The 17,990-nt window shown below is 75.0% G+C and carries 12 protein-coding genes and 1 tRNA gene; 12 read left to right on the top strand and 1 reads right to left on the bottom strand.

What is annotated here, in order from left to right; genetic code table 11:
* Positions 1 to 187 precede the first annotated feature (187 nt).
* The 9 genes from WMF20_RS25105 (at position 188) to WMF20_RS25065 (ending at position 13,897) form a co-directional block, all read left to right on the top strand.
* Positions 188 to 274, top strand: a tRNA-Leu gene (locus WMF20_RS25105).
* A gap of 146 nt (positions 275 to 420) precedes the next feature.
* Positions 421 to 1,620, top strand: a complete 1,200-nt coding sequence (locus tag WMF20_RS25100) for a hypothetical protein (protein ID WP_437604488.1) — start codon at positions 421 to 423, stop codon at positions 1,618 to 1,620.
* 66 nt (positions 1,621 to 1,686) lie between these two features.
* Positions 1,687 to 2,754 (top strand): DUF4190 domain-containing protein, encoded by a 1,068-nt coding sequence (locus WMF20_RS25095; RefSeq protein ID WP_437604487.1) that lies wholly within the window; start codon positions 1,687 to 1,689, stop codon positions 2,752 to 2,754.
* Positions 2,755 to 2,809: 55 nt separating this feature from the next.
* The gene (locus WMF20_RS25090) at positions 2,810 to 3,118 is read left to right on the top strand and encodes a hypothetical protein (protein WP_437604486.1); all 309 of its coding nucleotides are present in this window, start codon (positions 2,810 to 2,812) and stop codon (positions 3,116 to 3,118) included.
* 184 nt (positions 3,119 to 3,302) lie between these two features.
* On the top strand, positions 3,303 to 4,370 hold the full coding sequence (locus tag WMF20_RS25085) for a tetratricopeptide repeat protein (protein WP_437604485.1): 1,068 nt from the start codon (positions 3,303 to 3,305) through the stop codon (positions 4,368 to 4,370).
* On the top strand, positions 4,370 to 5,404 hold the full coding sequence (locus tag WMF20_RS25080) for a hypothetical protein (RefSeq protein WP_437604484.1): 1,035 nt from the start codon (positions 4,370 to 4,372) through the stop codon (positions 5,402 to 5,404). The genes WMF20_RS25085 and WMF20_RS25080 overlap by 1 nt, the downstream gene beginning before the upstream one ends.
* Before the next feature lie 246 nt (positions 5,405 to 5,650).
* Positions 5,651 to 7,108 (top strand): serine/threonine-protein kinase, encoded by a 1,458-nt coding sequence (locus tag WMF20_RS25075; RefSeq protein WP_437604483.1) that lies wholly within the window; start codon positions 5,651 to 5,653, stop codon positions 7,106 to 7,108.
* Between the two features lie 172 nt (positions 7,109 to 7,280).
* The gene (locus WMF20_RS25070) at positions 7,281 to 12,878 is read left to right on the top strand and encodes a hypothetical protein (RefSeq protein ID WP_437604482.1); all 5,598 of its coding nucleotides are present in this window, start codon (positions 7,281 to 7,283) and stop codon (positions 12,876 to 12,878) included.
* A gap of 44 nt (positions 12,879 to 12,922) precedes the next feature.
* The gene (locus tag WMF20_RS25065) at positions 12,923 to 13,897 is read left to right on the top strand and encodes a S66 peptidase family protein (protein ID WP_129576782.1); all 975 of its coding nucleotides are present in this window, start codon (positions 12,923 to 12,925) and stop codon (positions 13,895 to 13,897) included.
* Between the two features lie 45 nt (positions 13,898 to 13,942).
* On the opposite strand, the gene WMF20_RS25060 is transcribed toward WMF20_RS25065, so the two are convergent.
* On the bottom strand, positions 13,943 to 14,869 hold the full coding sequence (locus WMF20_RS25060; RefSeq protein ID WP_129576781.1) for a lysophospholipid acyltransferase family protein: 927 nt from the start codon (positions 14,867 to 14,869) through the stop codon (positions 13,943 to 13,945).
* A gap of 99 nt (positions 14,870 to 14,968) precedes the next feature.
* Here WMF20_RS25060 and WMF20_RS25055 point away from each other — a divergent pair, with 99 nt between their 5' ends.
* The 3 genes from WMF20_RS25055 to WMF20_RS25045 all read left to right on the top strand — a co-directional run bounded on the left by WMF20_RS25055 (position 14,969) and on the right by WMF20_RS25045 (position 17,979).
* The gene (locus tag WMF20_RS25055) at positions 14,969 to 15,934 is read left to right on the top strand and encodes an NAD-dependent epimerase/dehydratase family protein (RefSeq protein WP_437604481.1); all 966 of its coding nucleotides are present in this window, start codon (positions 14,969 to 14,971) and stop codon (positions 15,932 to 15,934) included.
* A gap of 10 nt (positions 15,935 to 15,944) precedes the next feature.
* Positions 15,945 to 16,610 (top strand): class I SAM-dependent methyltransferase, encoded by a 666-nt coding sequence (locus WMF20_RS25050; RefSeq protein ID WP_129576779.1) that lies wholly within the window; start codon positions 15,945 to 15,947, stop codon positions 16,608 to 16,610.
* A 67-nt stretch (positions 16,611 to 16,677) separates the two neighbouring features.
* A complete protein-coding gene (locus tag WMF20_RS25045; protein WP_437604480.1) occupies positions 16,678 to 17,979 on the top strand; it encodes a hypothetical protein in 1,302 nt (433 codons plus the stop codon).
* The last annotated feature ends 11 nt before the right edge of the window (positions 17,980 to 17,990 follow it).

Raw genomic sequence — 17,990 nt, 5'->3', positions numbered from 1 at the left:
CTGCGGGCCGGCAGCGGCAGGAGGGAGCCCGCGCGGCCGAGGGCGCCGCCGAGGGGGCCGAAGGCGGACCGGGCTGCTGTGGAGCGGGCGGCAGGCGACGCGCGCCGGAGCCGGAAGAAAAACGCTCCGGGCGTGATGTTGGGCTTGACGGATCGCGAGGGGGTGAGGTAGTGATGCCGTCCCGCTCGCGAAGCTGGCGGAATTGGCAGACGCGCTGGATTCAGGTTCCAGTGGGGTAACTCCCGTGGAGGTTCAAGTCCTCTGCTTCGCACCAGGCGCTCTTCTTATCCTTGTCTAGCCACTGTAGTGGCCCTCTCCTTATTTGCCTTTTGCGGCATCTCCTGCGACCGCAGCGCATCCCGGCCAGGGGGCGCTGCGGCGTCCGGATCGAGCGACGTCAAGCCCGCAGCCGGGCCCGCCGTGAGCGCCTCGACCGAGCCGGCCGTGGCCACGGCGACGGTCGAGGTCGAGCCTCCGCGCGGGTCCGGCGTGCAGGAGTTCGTTCCCTTCGGGACCCTCACCGGGTGCAAGCTCAAGTCGGGCGACATCGCGACCTACATCCTGCGCGAGGGGATGGGGGTGGCCGGCCGGGCCGACGGCTCGTTCGGCGCCGTGTGGCTCGTGGACCTCAAGGGCGGTGACGCGCAGATCGCGTTCGCCGGCTTCGACAACGACGCCCGGCAGATCGCCCGGGCGCGGGCGATCTCGAACACCCGCGAGGCAGGGCTCCGGATCTTCTCTTCCGGGGAGGCCTGGGCGGTGACGTGGTTCGACGCCGAGGGGCTCGCGTACGCCCGGCCGCGCTGGGAGACGAACCCGCCGGCGGAGATCCTGCGTGTCGGCGCCATCGGGAGGGAGGTCAGCGAGAACGTCGCCATCGCGCCGGCTCCGGGCGGCGCCCTGGTGGCGGCGACCCCCTTCGGGGCGGAGCGCAACCAGCTGGGCGTCTTCCAGTTCGCGCCGGTGGACCCTGCGCAGCCGCAGCTCAAGGCGGTCGGGGTCACGCGCCACACCAAGAAGCCGCGCTGGCCGGCGGTCGCTGCGGACCCATCCGGCGGCTACCTCGTCGTGTGGCACGAAGAGGACGACGGGAGCATCCGGGCCTCGCGGTTCGACGCGGCCGGCAGGGAAGGGAATGCCCACGTCGTGGCCACGCCTCGAGGCGACGACCGCTCGGCCGCCGCGACTCAGGAAATGCCGGACAGGGAGCGGCGGCTCGGGCTCGTGGCCACCAGCAGCGGGGCGCTCGTGGCGTGGAACGAAGGGCCCACCCTGCTCGCCCGAGCGCTGGACGCCGAGGCGCGGCCGCGCGGGGCGCCCTGGGTGCTCGGCAAGGGCAAGTGGCGCGCGATCGCGCCGAGCGGCGACGGGGCGTTCGTGGCGTGGGTCGGCCACGATGGCAAGGCCGATGGGCAGCTCCTGCTCGTGAAGCTGGGCGCCGACGGAGCGCCTTCTGCCCGGGGGATCCGGGTGTCGGATGGGGCGATTCCCGTCAAGGATCCTCCCAGCCTGGCCCTCGCCGGCGAGCGCGTGGGCGTCGCATGGACGGAGGCGATGAGCCCCGGTGTGAGCACGAAGCGCGCAGTCTTAAGGGTGCTCGAGCGCGCCTGCATCCCTTGAGCCGCGGCGCGACGTGAGGGTGCGTACGGCGAGCGTGGCGCCGACTCTGGCGCTAAGATAAGAGACGTGAGCCACGCATTCGGCCCGAGTCAGCCACCGCCGAACCGCGATGCGAACGAGCCTCTGACGGCGCCCCAGGACAACGGGGCGGGCGTCCTGCCCCGCGGGGGCGAGCTGCCTGTCAGCGCACCCTCCGGCGACGAGGCGGCGCGCGTCGCGGCCGCGCCCCGAGCGCCGTTGCCGAGCGGCGCCTCGACGCCGCTGCCGGTCATCCACGATCCCTACCTCACCCGGCCGCTCCCGCCGGGGCGACCGCCGCTCTCGACGCTGGCCGTGAGCTCGGTCGTCGCGGCGCTCTTCGGGCCGCTCGGGGCCGTCGCCGCGATCGCCTTCGGCTGGGCGGCCCGCCGCGAGATCGAGCGGGCCCCCGAGGCGCGCAGGGGCCTCGGGCTCGCCAGCGTCGGGCTCTCGCTCGGCGTCCTCCTCACGCTCTGCTGGAGCTCGGCGATCGGCTTCGGCGTTTGGGTGTGGAGGACGCACAGCGGCGGCGAGACCACCGCCGCCGTCGGCGAGCGGGAACCCTCGCCGGAGCCGGCGAGCACCGCGTCCCCGGCCGCGCCGCTGCCGGACGTGCCTCCTCCGGCGGCGCAGCCCGGCGGCAGCGTCCCTCAGCACACGACCCGCCGGCGCGTCGGCGGGCTCTCCATCGTCGATATCGGCGTCGACGTCTCCACGCTCAGCGAGGAGCTCGCCAAGCAGCGCGCGGAGGCGCACGCCCAGGGCGAGAAGGTCCTCGTCATGACGACGAGCGATCCGTGCGAGCCGTGCCGCGGCGTCGACCGCGCGCTCGGCGATCCGCTGATGCAGACCGCGCTCCGGAGCGTGCGGCTCGTGCGCGTGGACATCGACGTCTTCAAGGAGGACCTCGATCAGATCAAGATGCCGCGGCGGCTCTACCCCGGCTTCTTCCTGCTCTCGCCGGATCTCACCCCGCAGGACGGGATCAACGGCGGCGAGTGGGACGACGACATCGCGCGCAACATCGCGCCCGTGCTCGGGGCCTTCGTGCGAGGCCAGTACACGACCCGCCGCCAGCCGTGGCACCCGCTGCCCGGCTCGGGCATGCGGCTCTGACCGCGCGGCGCGCGGCGGCCAGCCCCCCGCGCCCCGGACGGGGTAAGCTCGGCCCGTGAAGCGCTTCGTCCAGCTCGCCCTCTTCGCCGTCTGCGTCGCGTTCAGCGCCTCGGCGGCCTACAACGTCTTCTCCGACAACGCCGCGGTCGAGCGGATGGCGGCGCTCGTCGCGTGCGGCGAGGACGGCGGATCGGGCGCGCCGGAGCCGCGCCGCGCCGGCGAGGGGTGCAGGGCGCAGATGACCCGGCTGGAGCGGACGCCGTTCGGCCAGACCTTCGAGTTCACGACGGCGAAGCGCACCGTGGATGTCAGGTGCGAGCGGGCGTTCGTCCTCGCCGGCGCGTACAGCTGCAAGCTCCGGTGACCATCGCGGCGGCGGCCTCCGGGGGAGGAGCGCGCCCCATGGTCGGAGCCGCGCGCCGCCGATGGATGCAGATCGCGCGGCCGGCGTGGCGCAGGCGGCGGCCGAGCGGGCGCGCGCCGCGCCGCGCGGGCCCGCGCCACGCAAGGGGCCGCTCCGCGCGGAAGTTACGCTATGGTGGGCGGCCGTGACGAATCGCGCCGCGCGCCCGCCGCTCTCGATCGGTCCCGGGGCCGGGCGCATCGTCGTGCGCCTCGCCTGCGCGCTCGCGGCGACCTCGCTCGGCGCGCCGCCGGCGGCGGCCGCGCAGATGACCTCGCCGGCGCCGCTCGGCGCGCCCTCGCCGGCCGGCGCCGCGCCGCTGCCGCAGGCCAGCGCGCCGCAGGGCAGCGCGCCGGCCCGCTCCGCGGCGCCGCCGTCGCAGGAGTCGGCGGAGAAGCGGAGCCGCATCGAGCAAGCGACCGCGTTGCACGACGAGGCGCAGGGCCTCTATCAGCACGGCGAGTACCGCGCGGCCATCGCGAAGCTGAAGGCCGCGGTGGCGCTCGATCCCGAGGGGAAAGAGCTCATCTACAACCTGGCGGTCATCCACGAGCGGCTGGGCGAGATCGAGCAGGCCGAGCACTACTACCTTCGCTATCTCGAGATGGAGACCCTCCCGAAGGAGCGTGAGGAGGTCGCGGCGGTCCTCAAGCGGCTGCAGGGCGCGAAGCGGGAGCTCTCCAGCGCGAAGCCGCCGCCGCCGGCGCCCACCCCGTCCGCGCAGGCCCCCGCGGCGCTGCCGTACCTGCCGCGCCTGCCGCGCCGCTCCGGGGCGGCGGGCGGCGCGAGGCCGTATGGCGCCTGGCTCTACGTCAGCGGAGGCATCGCTGCGGGGTCCCTCGTGGTCGGCGGCGTGTTCGCCGCCCTCGCCGTGGCGCGGGATCCCGGCTCCGGCGAGCGCACCGGCGGCGGCGTCTCGGTCGCCGATCTGCAGGCCGACGCGAGCGCCGCCCACCAGTGCGCCGTCGCCGCGGACGTCGCCCTGCTGGTCGCCGGGCTCTCCGGCGCGGCGGCGCTCTACCTGTACCTGTCGCCGCGGGCCCCTGCGGCGAGCCCGCGCGCCTCCCGGCCGCTCTCGGCCGCCCTCCGGGGCGCCGCGATCCCGGGCCGCGACGGCGCTCCGCCCTCGCTCGGCGCCCGCGCAGGGGAGGAGGCGGCGCGCGTCAGCATGTCGCTGGGCGCCGGGGGCGCCCGGCTGGAGGTGCAGTTCTGATGGGCCTCGGCGCCGCGGGGCGGAGGCTCGTCCGCGGGCTCTCGGCGCTCGCGTTGCTCGGCGCCGGGTGCGAGGTCCTCGTCGACGGGAAGCTGGAGACGGTGCTCTGCTCGGAGGAGGGCGCGATCGGACCCCCGGCGTGCCCCGAGGGCGCCGTCTGCAGCGACGGCGCCTGCGTCGACACGCAGCTCGAGCGCGCGCTCGGCGCCCCTTGCGACGATCACGACGGGTGCGGAACGCACGATTTCTGCCTCGATCTCACGCGGCTCGGCGGCAAGGGGCCGAGCGTCTGCGCGCGCGCGTGCTGCAGCTCGAGCGATTGCGATCCCGTCCGGGACGCGATCTGCTGGATCCCCGATGGCGGGGGGAGCGGCGTCTGTCGCATCGGCCGGGACGTCGGCCGGCCCGAGGTGGGGGCGCGCCTCTCCGGCGCGGCCTGCGCCTCGCCCGGCGAGTGCCGCTCTGGCATTTGCGACGAAGGCGTCTGCGTCGACACCTGCTGCTCGGACACCAACTGCGCGAGGAACGGGGCGGCGTGCCGGCTCACGACGGACCTCGTCGCGGCCGGTTCGGCCTGGGCGTGCCAGCGCGTCGGCCCCGGCCAGGGCGGCTACCTCGATCCGTGCGAAGGGGGCGCGGACTGCTCCTCTGGCCTCTGCGCCGACGTCGGCGGGGCCACCCGCTGCACGATCCCGTGCTGCTCCTCGGACATGTGCCCGGCCGCGCCCGACGAGCCCGACGAGCCCGACAACGCGATGCGCAACGTCGGCTGCGCCGAGGTCGCGATCGACGACGGCTCGACCGTCCGTGCGTGCGCGACGCTGTTGCCCGAGGACAGCATCGCCGCCGTCGGCGTCTCGTGCGACACGAATGAGGAGTGCCGGAGCGGCATGTGCGTCAAGCATCCTGAACAAACGCAGCAATTCTGTAGCGATGTCTGTTGCAGCGAGGCGTCCTGCGGCGATGTCTCGCTGTTCGGCTGTCGCCCTCCTGCTGAGGGTCCGTCGTGGGCCTTGCGATGTGGGCCCAAGTGACGGACGATCACCCCCATCGCGGTGGTAGCTCCTACAGCTGACGGCCAGCTCTCCTCCAGCGCACCCGGATCGGCCGGCGAGCCCAGCCGGACGGCGCTGATTTGCCCGCGGTGCCACCGCCTCGCGCCGGTCGCTCTGGACGCGAGGAGCTCGTCCAGCCTGCTCCCGCCCCCCGCCGGCGATCGCGCCTCCCAGACCGGTCCGTCCGCCAGGCTGCCGCGCTGTCCCCACGACGGGCTGGCCCTCGTGAGCCGCGATGCGCTCGCCGAGGCCGAGGGGGACCCGTTCCTGGGGATCACGATCGCGGATCGGTTCGTGGTCGTGGGCAAGCTCGGCGCCGGCTCGATGGGCACGGTGTACCGCGCGCGCCAGGAGGCGATGGGCCGCGACGTGGCCATCAAGATCCTGCGCTCGGACCGGGCCTTCGACGCGCAGGCCAAGGCCCGCTTCACGCGCGAGGCGCGCGCGATGAGCCTCCTCCGGTCGCCGCACACGGTCACCGTCTTCGATTTCGGCGAGATCGTCGACGACGCGACGGACGCCGCCTTCGGCCGCGGCCGCTCCGCGGAGCAGAGCTCGCCCGGGGACGGGCCGACGTGGAGCAACGGCTCGCTCTACCTCGCGATGGAGCTGCTGGAGGGCGAATCGCTCGGACAGCGGCTCAAGCGGCTCCGGCGCCTGCGCGTCGGCGACGCCGCCCGCTTCGCCCGGCACGCGCTCCTGTCGCTGGCCGAGGCGCACGACAAGGGGATCATCCACCGGGACCTCAAGCCGGACAACCTGTTCCTGGCGAGGCCCCCCGCGGGCGAGCACGAGGAGATCTGTAAGGTGCTCGACTTCGGCATCGCGAAGGTGATGACCGGCGCCGAGCGGCCGGTCGACGCCCTCGAGACCCAGGCGGGCACGGTGTTCGGAACGCCGCGCTACATGTCTCCGGAACAGGCGCAAGGCAAGCCCCTCGACGCGCGGAGCGACCTCTACTCGCTCGGCGTGCTGCTCTATCAGATGCTCGTCGGGCGGCCGCCGTTCATCGACGACGACGCGGTCGTCGTGATGGCGAGGCACATCAAGTCGGCGCCGGCGCCGGCGATCGAGGCGGCGCCGGACGCCGGGATACCGCCGTCGCTCTCCGAGCTCCTGCAGCGCGCGCTGGCCAAGCGGCCCGAGGAGCGGCCGCGGAGCGCGCAGGAGTTCATCGCGGAGCTCGATCGCGCGATGGACGAAGCGAGGCCGAGCCTGCGCCGCGAGCGCCCCGCCCCGGCGCAGCCGGCCGAGGTCGGCGCGACCAGCGAGCTGCTCGCGGTCGTGGGCGACGGCGTGGACGCATCGCAGCCGCCGAGCACGTCGCGCCCCGCGCCGCGGAGGCGCACCTCGCGCGTTGCCGCCGGGACGGTCGCCCTGTCCCTGATCGTGACGGTGCTCGCCGTGCGCGAGCTCCGCCGACCCGCCGACGGCGGCGTGCGCAGGCTAGAGAAGGGGGTGGCGCTGGAAGCCAGGGCGCTCGCGGGCGCGATCGCGCGCCCGGCCCCGCCTCCCGCCGCGCTGCCCGCCGCGCCGGCCGCAGCGGCGGCGCCGCCGCCGGCCCCCGCGCCGCTCCCCACGACCGCCGCCAGCGCGACTCACGAGCCCGCGAGCGCTCCCTCGGGGCCGGCGCCGAAGCGCAGGCCGTCGCAGTCGCGCAAGCCCTATGTGAAATTCGACTGATGACGGCACGCGTGCGGCCCGTGCGCGCGGATGCGGACGCCGGAAACCGCTCGTCGACGTGGGCCCGCGGGCGCGAGAAGCAGCGGCGACCTTTCGCGAATGGGGCCGAGAGTCGCTGTACGAGCCGGAGGCTAACGTGTAACTTCGCCGCGCACCGATGGATCCCCGGGAGATGGAAACGCTCATCCAGCGCCTCGTCACGAATCCGCATGACGGGGAGGCCCTGGCGTATGCGCACCGAGCCGGGGAGCAGGACCCGCGCTCGTACGCCATGCTGCTCGAGCGCGTCGGCAGCTCCACCGCGGATCCGTCGTACGCAGCGCACTGGCTGAGCGAGGCGGCGAACGTATGGTCGACCACGATCGGCGACGCGCACCACGCCGCGCGGACGCTCATGATCGCCATCGACAAGGACCCGACGCAGCGGACGGCGGCCGAGCGGCTGGCGCAGCTCTACCGCGACAAGGGCGATCAGAAGGCGCTCGTCGCGCTCCTGGAGCGGCTCGTGAAGGCGCTCACGCCGCTGCTCTTCGAGCGGCCCGAGGTGCGCGCGCAGCTCTCGACGCTCCACGAGGAGCTCGGCCGGCTGTGGGGCGAGCCGCCGCTGTCCCGGCCGGAGCGCGCCCTGGAGAACTGGCGCCGCCTCGCGGAGCTCGATCCGCACAACGTCTACGCGATCTACGCCGCGCGCGAGCTCTTGAAGGCCCAGCAGCAGTACGCCGAGGCGATCCCGTACTTCGCGATGGAGCAGGCGCTCATCGACGACCCGGAGCGGCGGCTCGCCCTGCTGCGCGACGAGGCCGACGTCCGGCGCCGCGCGGGCGACCTCGCCGGCTCCACGGTGGCGCTGCGGAGCGCGCGCGCGTTCGTGCCGCACGACGTGGGGCTGATCCAGGCGCTCGGCGTCGCCATCGTGGAGCGCATCGAGGCCGGCGAGCCGGTGCCGCAGCCGGAGCGCGACGAGGCGGCGGAGCTCTTCGTCGCGCTCGCGGAGACGTACGACGGCGAGTACGGCTACTCGTACTCGGTGTACGCGCTCCGCGCGCTGCCGGGGCACGACCGCGCGATGCAGCTCGCCGATCATTACGGAAAGCAGCTGGGCCGCACCGCCGAGCTCCGCCCGCGCTACCTCGCCTACCTCCAGGTGAACCCGAACGGGTTCATGGCGGCCGAGGCGCGCAAGCGGGCGTCCGTGCTGCCGCCCCCGCCGCGGCTGCCGTCGATGCCCGCGCCGATCCCCGCCCCGGCGCGGGCGCCCTCGGCGCCGCCCGCCTCGGCCGCGGCTCCCGGGCGGGCGCCCTCGGCGCCGCCTGTGCCCCCCTCCAGCGTGCCTTCGCCGCTCTCGGCCGCGGCCGCGGCGGAGCTGGTCCAGCCGGCCGTGGCCGCGTTCGCGCCGGCCGTGGCCGCGTTCGCGCCGGCGGCCGCGGCCCCGGACGCGCCGGCGTCGCTGCGGAGCGCCGCCGCGCCGAGGTCCGGCCCGGCGCAGGCCGCGCCCGGCTCCGCGCCGGCTCCTCTCTCTCCCGACGCCTCGGCCGCGCCGGAGCCGCCGCCGCTCGCGGGCGACGAGGCGACCCAGCCCCGGAAGCCGCTGCCGCTCGCCAGGCTGCGCGAGGTGCTCAAGGCCGATCCCGCCAACGTGGACGCGCTGGCGCAGCTCGAGGAGCACCTCCGCCAGAAGCGCATGTTCGCCGAGCTGCGCGACGTCCTGCTCGCGGCGGCGCGCGTCCCCACGGCCCCCGTCGAGCGCCGGCAGGCGCAGCTGCGCGAGGTCGCGGGGCTGTGCGAGGCGCAGCTGCGCGACGTCGACACGGCGGTCCAGGCCTTCCGGCTGCTCTCCGAGCTCGATCCCGGCGACGCGCAGGCCCAGGCCGAGCTGCGGCGGCTGCTCGAGCGGAGCTCCCGCTGGGACGACCTCGCCGCGCTGCTCGAGCAGGAGGCCGCGGCGATCCCGGACGTCGCGCAGAAGATCGAGATCGAGAAGAAGCTCGTCTCGCTCCACGAGCAGAAGCGCCGCGATCCCATCGCGGCCGCGGAGGCGTGGGTGCGCGTCGCGAGCCTGTCGCCCGAGGACGGCACGGCGGTCCAGTCCGCGGTCAAGCTCTTCGAGCGGGGCGAGCGGTTCGACCTCGCCGCGCGCGTCCTCGCCGATGCGGCCTCCCGGTTCCAGGACAAGCTCACCCGCGGGCCGCTCCTCCAGAAGCTCGGCGAGCTCCGGAGCCGGCTCGACGAGCCGGGCGCCGCGGGCGACGCCTACAGCCAGGCGGCCGAGCTCCTGCGGCAGCCGAAGCTGTGGGAGCTCGCGGAGAAGGCTTATGTCGCGGCGGGCCGGCTCGTCGAGGCGGCGAGGGCGATCTGCGAGCGCGCCCTGCTCGCGGACCGCAAGGCGCGCCCGGCGCTGTTCGTCCAGGCCGCGGAGCTGCTCCTCAGCGCGGGCGACGTCGAGGGCGCGCTCGACCGGGTCGAGCGCGCGATCGAGATCGACCCCGTGAGCGACGCCTGCGCCCCCGCGATCGAGGACCTCTACCGGCGCACGAACCGCCTGCCCGAGCTCGTGCGGTTCCTCCTTGGCCGCGCCGAGCTGCTCGGCGACCGGGCGGCGCGCGTCGCGGCGCGGCGGGCCGCCGCGGCGGCGCAGCGTGAGCTCGGCGATCGCGACGGGGAGCGCGCGACGCTCGCGCTCCTGCTCTCCGACGGCGAGGACGCCGAGGCGCTCGCGCGGCTCGCCGACGACGCCGGCGAGCGCGGCGATGTCCAGCTCGGCGCCGAGCTCCTCCACCGGCTCGGCGCGCTCACGGACAGCGAGCCCGGCAAGATCTCGCTCGCCCTGCGCGAGGCGCGCATGCTCGCGGAGGGGTCCGGCGATCTCGAGGGGGCGCTCGCGCGCTACGAGATGGTCGTCACCGACCTCGATCCGCAGAACCGGATCGCGCTCCGGGGGATCGCCGAGCTGGAGGAGCGGCGCGGCAACCTGCGGGGCGTCGCCGGTGCGCTCGAGCGCGAGCTCGCGTTCGTCGACGGCCCCGATCGGCTCGACATCGCGCAGCGGCTCGCCGCGCTGTACGAGGGCCCGCTCGACGATCCGCACGGCGCCGCCAGGGTGCTCGAGATCGTCCACGCCGCCGAGCCGGACGACCTCGACGCGATCGCGCGGCTCCAGCGGCTCGCCGAGCGCCTGAACGACTGGCCGAAGGTCGCGCGCCTCCTCGCGGCGCTGATCGAGGTGGAGGGCGACGAGGACGAGGCGTCGAAGATGACCCGCCGCCTCGCCGAGATCCTCGACCAGACGCTCGGCAGGAGCGACGAGGCGATAACGCTCCTGGAGCGGCTCGCCGATCAGGGCGACGAGCCGAGCCGGGAGGCGTACGTCGCGCTCGGCGACCGGCTCGGGTGGAAGGGGCTCGTCGCGGCCAAGCTGGTCGCCTGGAACGAGTCGCTCGCGCGCGCGGGGCGCGATCTCGCCCTGCGCGGCGCCTTCGACAGGTTCGTGGAGGTGGGCTACCACCGCGACGCCGCGCGCGTGGGGGTGGAGCTCGCGCGGTCGCGCACCGCCGACGCCGGCCTCGCGGAGCGGCTCGAGGCGATCGCGGTGGAGCTCCAGGATCGCGAGGCCCTCGCCGTCGCGCACGAGCTCCGCGCCAGGGATCTCTCGGGGACCGCCCGCGCGGCCGAGCTCGTGCGGCAGGCCGAGGTCCGGGTCGCCATGGGCGCCGATCCGCTGGAGTCCATCCACCACGGCGAGGGCGCGCTGGCGAGCGTGCCCACCGCCGAGGTCGAGCCGCTGCTCCAGCGGCTCGCGGCCCTGGCCGAGGCTCCGAGCCTCATCATCGATCTCTTCGAGCGCCAGGTGAGCCGGTGCCGCACGCCGGCCGATCGCCTCGCGGCGCTCGTCCGCGCCGCCCAGATCGCCTGCGAGCGCGGCGCCATCGATCGGGCGAGGAGCTTCTTCGAGCTGGCCTTGGGCGGCGGCGTCCAGGAGGAGACGATCGCCACGCTCGAGCAGGTGGCGCGGGACGACGACGCGCGGTCGCAGTCGACCGCGCTGCGCACGATCCTCGCCGACGCGCTCGCCGCCGGCGGCCAGGGCTCGCGCGACGGCGGCCGCACCCGGGCGGCGCTGCTGCGCCGCGCGGCCACGATCGCTTACCAGGACCTCGGCGACGTCGACCGCGCGTTCGGCTGGCTCGGCGACGCCGTGCTCGCGCAGGTCGACGACGCGTCGCTCGACGCGCTCGAGGCGCTCGGGCGCGCGGTGGGCGACCTGCCCCGCGTCGGCGCGACGCTGAACCGCGCGCTGGACGAGGTGTTCGACGGCCCGCTCGTGCGCAAGCTCCTCCAGCGGCGGGCCAGGCTGCGCCGCGACGTGCTCGGCGACCGGCCGGGCGCCGCGGCGGATCTGAAGAAGCTCCACGACCTGTCGCCCTCGGACCAGGACGTGATGAACGAGCTGTCCGGCCTGCTGCAGGAGCTCGGCGATCATCGCGGCATGATCCAGCTGTACGAGGACCAGATCCTCCGCGGCCGCGATCCGGCGCAGCGGGCGGAGCTCGCGAGGAAGGTGGCGCGCCTCTGGGAGGACGAGCTCGGCGACGGGCGGGAGGCGGCGGACGCGTGGCGCCGCGTCCTCCGCATGAAGGCGGGCGATCCGGAGGCGACGGCGGGCCTGGAGCGGGCGAAGGCCGGCAAGCTCAAGCGCACCCCGCCGCCGCCCGTGCTGCCGACCCGGCCGCCGGGCCTGCCCCTGACCGAGCCGCCGCTCGCGCCCCGGGTGCCGGCGCTCGACGTCCCCGGCGCGGAGATCGTCGCTGCCGTGGCGGTCAGCAACGGCTACGCGGGCGGCGAGGTGCACGCCGGCGCCGAGGCGCTGCCGGCGGACGGCCCCGCGGTGGCCGGCCCGGAGGCGCTGGAGGGCGCGCCGGAGCCGCAGGCCGAGGCGTACGGCGCCGCGTCGCTCGCGGCGGCCGAGGGCGAGGCGAGCCGCGGCGCTGCCGACGCCTACGCGGCGCCGCCCGAGGGGCAGGAGCTTCCTCCGGAGGGCGCCGAGCACGTTGCGCCGCCCGCGGCCCCCGACGCGTCCGCGTTCGCTGCGCCGGGGTCGGATCTCGACGGCTATGCGGCGGCGCCGGCCCATGGCGGCGACTACGCGGCGCCGGCGGTATACGGCGGCGACTACGCGGCGCCGGCCTACGACTACGCGGCGCCGGCCCAGGGCGGCGACTACGCGGCGCCGGTCCAGGGCGGCGACTACGCGGCGCCGGCCCAGGGCGGCGACTACGCGGCGCCGGCCCAGGGCGGCGACTACGCGGCGCCGGCCCAGGGCGGCGACTACGCGGCGCCGGTCCAGGGCGGCGACTACGCGGCGCCGGCCTACGGCAGCGACTACGCGGCGCCGGCCTACGGCAGCGACTACGCGGCGCCGCCGCCCTACGGCGGCATCGGCGACGGCGGAGAGGCCTACGGGGCGGACGCGCCCGCGTCCGCAGATCCTGCGCAGGCGCCCGCATCCGCAGGCCCCAGGTCCGCTGCTCCCGCGTCCGCGGCCCCTGCGCCGGCGTCCGCAGCCCCCGCGCACCCTGTTGCGCCGCCGCCGTCGTTCGCGGCCCCCTCCGTGGCTCCGCCCCTTCCCCCGCCGCTGCCGGCAGCGGCGGCCGGGGCCGCGCTCCGGCCGTCGGTCAACCCGCCGCCGCCGCCCCTGCCTGCCTCCCACGACATCGATATCGACGAGGACGCGGAAGACGTGGAGTTCCTCGACGACGACGCCGGCGCTCCGTAGCCGCGCAACGGAGAGCGATTGAGCCACAGAGGCACAGGGGCGACGTGCCCTCTCTGATCCTCCCCCCGGCGCTCCGGCCGGGCGATACCGTCGCCGTGATCGCCCCCTCCAGCCCGTTCGAGCACGTCCTCGCGCGGGTCGGCCTCGGCTGGCTGGCCCAGCGCTACCGCGTGCTCTTCGACACCGGCGGGGGCCCTCCGCTCGCCGGCGACAGCCGCAGGGGCGGGGAGCCGTCGCTCTCGGCGCCCTCCAGCCGCGGGCTGTTCGCGCGGACCGGTTACCTCGCCGGCAGCGACGCGCGGAGGATGGACGAGCTCGCCCGCGCGCTGTCGCACCCCGACGTGCGCGCCATCTTCGCGGCCCGCGGCGGCTACGGCGCGAACCGCTTCGTCCACCGGCTCGACTGGAGCGTCCTCGCCGAGCGCCCTCGCTGGATCGTCGGCTTCTCCGACGTCACCGCCCTGCACGTCGAGGCCGCGCGCGCCGGCGTCGCGTCGCTCCACGGCGCCCACGTCGCCGCGCTCGGCCGCGGCGACGCCCGCGCCCGCGCCGCGCTGCTCCGCGCCCTCGAAGATCCGCTGGGCGAGCGCCGCTTCGACGGCCTGACCACGCTGCGCGCCGGCGCCGCCGAGGGGCCGCTCTTCGGCGGCAACCTCGCCCTGCTCCACGCCTGCGCCGCGGCCGGCCGCCTGCGCGTGCCGGACGGGTGCGTCCTCCTGCTCGAGGACGTCACCGAGCGGCCCTACCGCATCGATCGCATGCTCGCGACGCTGGAGGTCGGCGGCCACCTCGCGCCGGCCGCGGCGGTGGTCCTCGGCGACTTCGAGCAGTGCCACCCGGGCCCGGACGGCGTCACCGTGGACGAGGTCCTCCGCGACAGGCTGCTTCCGCTGGGCGTCCCCGTCGTCGCCGGGCTGCCGATCGGCCACGGCCTGCGCAACGAGCCCGCCATCCTCGGCGGCCGCGCGCGCGTCCTCTCGCTCGGCCCCGAGGCCGTGGTCACGCTGGCGGGCGCCTGAGCGCCCGCCGCGCCGGCGCGCGCCCGCGCGCCGCGGGCCGCGCGGTCACCAGAAGACGCTCTTCCGCTCCTTCAGCCCGCGGTTCAGCATCGACTGGATCCGGCCCTTCACGAGGGCGACCTTCTCCTGGATCACCGCGTCGTCGTCGTCGGGGTCGCCGTGGAACGTCATGGGCTCGCCGAAGTAGATCCGGTATCGCGTCGGCAGCGGCAGCTGGCCGCCGGGGATCAGCAGCTGAGGGATGACGGGGAATGTCGGCATCCCGAGCGCCTTCGACACCGACTCCAGGTTGCCGAGCGAGATGTACTGCTCCTCGCCCCCGATGACGGCGATGGGCACGATCGGCGTGTCGGTCTCGAGCGCGAGCCGCATGAACCCGAGCCCGAAATCGAGCAGCTGATACCGGCTCGAGAACCCCTTCGAGATCCCGCGCGTCCCCTCCGGGAACACGAGGATCGCCGCGCCCATGTCGAGCAGCCGCCGCGCGTTCTCGGGCACGCCGACCACCTGGCCGACGCGCGAGAAGAACGTCGCCACGAACGGCAGGGTCTGCGTCCACTTCTCGACCATGCTCCGCATCACCCGCGGCGGCTCCGCGTCGAGGAACAGCGAGGCCGCGATGAGCATGCCGTCGAACGGGAGCTGGCCGGAGTGGTTGGCGATCAAGAGGACCCGGCCGGTCGGGACGCGCTCGATGCCGAACACCTCGGTCCGGAAATAGAAGCGGTGAAAGAACGCCGCGACCCCGACCGCGTACTTCGCCCACTCGCGGTCGAGCCCGAACGGGTCCACGCCGTCCGCGGCGTGCGGCAGCGCGACCCGGCGCAGCCGGTCCTCGAAGTCCTGACCGAGCAGCCGGATGGTCGCGTCGTCGATCGTGCCGCGCAGGCTGTCGACCCCCAGGCGCGCGAGCGGCAGCGCGCTGTGGGAGACGAAGTGACTCAGCCTGGCGAGCGTCGTTCTGCTGGCCATGGGCGCGGCACGATAGCAAACCTCGCGTGGGACTGCACCGCAGGAAGGGCTTGACCATCGGCCTCCTCGAAGCGACCGTCAGCTCCGATGAGCGAACGCATGCTCGGTCGAGTCCGCCGCCCCGCCGCCGACACCGATCCGTCCCTCCGGCCCATCCTCATCACCGGCATCTGCGGCCGTCTCGGACGGCGGCTGGCGCGGCGCCTGCACCGCGAGCGGCGCGTGATCGGCGTCGACCGGCGCAGCTTCGACGGCCGCCCCAAGGACATCGAGCATCACCAGATCGATATCCGCCGCAAGAAGACCCAGGACATCTTCCGGCAGGAGCAGCTCGCCGCCGTGGTCCACCTCGGGGTCATGCACGACCCGCGGGCCAGCCAGATGGAGCACCACAGCTGGAACCTCGCCGGCTTCCAGCGGCTGCTCGAGTTCGTCGCGCAGTACGACGTGCCCAAGCTCATCGTCCTGTCGAGCGCGAACGCCTACGGGCCGCGCCCGGACAACCCGCAGTTCATCACCGAGGACGCGCCGCTGCTCGGCGGCGCGTCGTTCAGCGAGATCCGCGACCTCATCGAGGTCGACATGCTGGCGCAGTCGTTCTTCTGGAAGCACCCGCAGACCGAGACCGTCATCCTCCGGCCGGTCCACATCCTCGGCTCCGTGCGCAACGCGCCGTCGAACTACCTCCGGCTCAACGTCATCCCGACGCTCCTCGGCTTCGACCCGATGGTGCAGGTCATCCACCAGGACGACGTGGTCTCCGCGATCGTCGCGGCGCTCCGCCCGGGCGTGCGCGGGATCTTCAACCTCGCGGGGCCGGCGCCGCTGCCGCTCTCGCGCGTCATCGACATGACCGGGCGCGCGCGCGCCGCGATCCCTCACTTCGTGATGCAGACGATCATCCCGCGGCTCTGGCGGTTCCGGGCGACCTCGTTCCCGGCCCCCGAGCTCGATCACATCCGCTACGTGTGCATGGTCGACGACCGGCGGGCGCGCGAGCTCCTCGGCTACACGCACCAGCACGACATCCAGGAGACCGTCCAGGCGGTCGACGACATCACCTGAAGAGCGCGTCATGAAGCGAGCGACCCGCATCGAGCGCCTCGTCGACTACTACGAGGACTTCGCGCCCGACTACGTCTCCACCTGGAAGGACATCCAGCACTACGAGAAGCCCGTGCGCGCGTTCCTGCGCGAGGCCGTCCCCGAGGGGGGCCGCGTGCTCGACGCGGGCTGCGGTCCGGGCCACCTCACGCGCGATCTCCCGCCGTCCGTCGACGTCGTGGGCTTCGACATCGCCGAGCGGATGCTCGAGATCGCCCGCAAGAAGCGCCCCCACGGCGCCTACCACCGGCACGACTACCACGCCCCGATCCCCCGCTCGTGGGGGCGGTTCGACGTCGCGCTCGCCCTCGGGACGCTGGAGTTCTGCGACGATCTCGCGCTCGTCCTCAAGAACCTCGCCGGCGCGCTGCGCTCCGGCGGCCGGATGCTGGTGAGCATCGTCGAGCGCAGGCCGCACGTCAGGATGCACGAGCGCGCCGCGCGCCCGCTCTCCGACGTCGAGCTGTCCGGCGTGAGCATGTATCTTTACACCTTCGCCGAGCAGACAGACGCCATCCTGCGCGCGGGCCTGCTCCCGCGCAGCTACCGGCTGCACCCGGGCTGGCGACACACCGAGTACGACGTCGACGTGCTCTACGCCCTCTGGGATCTCGAGGCCTCGAGCGGCGGCCGGTGATGCGCCTGGGACATGGCGGCGAGCCTTTCCGCGCCGCGCCGTCCGCGGTAGAGAGAGCGACGGTGCGATGGGAGTGAAGCTCGGGGGCGCCTTCCTGACCTGCGCGATGGGGCCTTTGCACCAGGCCGGCGCGTGCATCCAGACCAGCCGGGTGCCCGACGGGCTCCGGGAGCTCGCCCCGGAGGGGCTCCTCGGCGGCTTCCAGCGCGGGATCGAGCAGGCGGCGAAGCTCGCCGGCGTCCGCAAGGAGGACGTCGAGCGCCTCCTCCCCATGGATGACGTGCGCGCGGCGATCGAGCGGCTCGGCGACAGCCAGACCGAGGCCGTGGTCGCGTGGGACGTCTACGCGGGGCGCATCGGCGGGCTGCTCGAGGGGGTCGCCGAGGTGACCAACCACGGGCAGGCGCCGGACGTGAGCCTGTGCCTGGAGCGGCTGGCGAACAAGGTCCGGCGCGATCGCCCGTTCGCGGAGCCGCTGCAGGCGCTCGCGGAGGACGTGTCGCAATGGCAGGCGATGATCGGCCGCTGCCGCAAGCTGCTCGACGAGAGCGGCGGCGGCGCGCTCGCCAAGGCGTACCGCCGCCGGCAGATCCGCAAGCTCGCCTCGATCGCGGTCTCGGCGCTCGTCATCGTGGCGGCGCTCTCGGTGATCGTGCGGGTCCAGACCGCCCGCAAGCGGGTCGACGCGGTCCTCGCGCGCCCGGACGTGTGCGCCGTCCGCGAGATCTCGCAGGACGATCTCGGCCGCGCGGCGAGCGACCAGCAGCGGCGCGTGGCCGAGCGGATCGAGCAGTGCGCCGAGGTGGAGGCCCGCGAGGCGCGCGAGCGCGAGGAGCGGGAGCGCGCCGAGGAGAAGGCGCGCGAGGAGCAGCGGCGCCGCGCGGAGCGCGACGAGAAGTGCGCCGCGCTCGCCGTGCGGTTCAAGGCGGGGGCGTTCTCGGAGGAGGACGGCAAGATCGCCGGCGTGAGCAACGATCTGCTCCGGCGGATCGCGCAGCGCAGGCTCCTTGCCACGGACGTCGGGCCGACCGGTCCGGCGCTGCCGTGCGAGGGCGCGCGCGGCGGCGACGAGCTGCGCGCGGCGTTCGCGGAGGCCTTGCTCGCGTCGGTCTGGACGTGGGTGCCGTCCGCCGATCCCGGGCCGAAGCTCGGCGAGGTGCTCGCGGCGCGCAGCGCGGAGCTGCCCCCGCGCGCGCGGACGATGCTGTCGTCCCGCACCGTGCACGAGTCCAAGCGGGCCATCGTGTCGGGCGATCCGGCCGCGCTCGGGAGGGCGTCGCGCCTGTGCGCGCTCACGGCCAAGCTCGAGATCGCGAGCGGCGCCGGGTGCGCGGCGCTGGAGAGGCTCGCCGTCAAGCCGGCGCCTTGAGGGGGTGAGGG

The sequence above is a fragment of the Sorangium sp. So ce834 genome (assembly GCF_051521425.1).
Lineage (GTDB): Bacteria > Myxococcota_A > Polyangia > Polyangiales > Polyangiaceae > Sorangium > Sorangium cellulosum_D.
The sequence above is the reverse complement of the archived record's forward strand: the minus strand, read 5'-3'. Positions and strand labels throughout refer to the sequence as shown.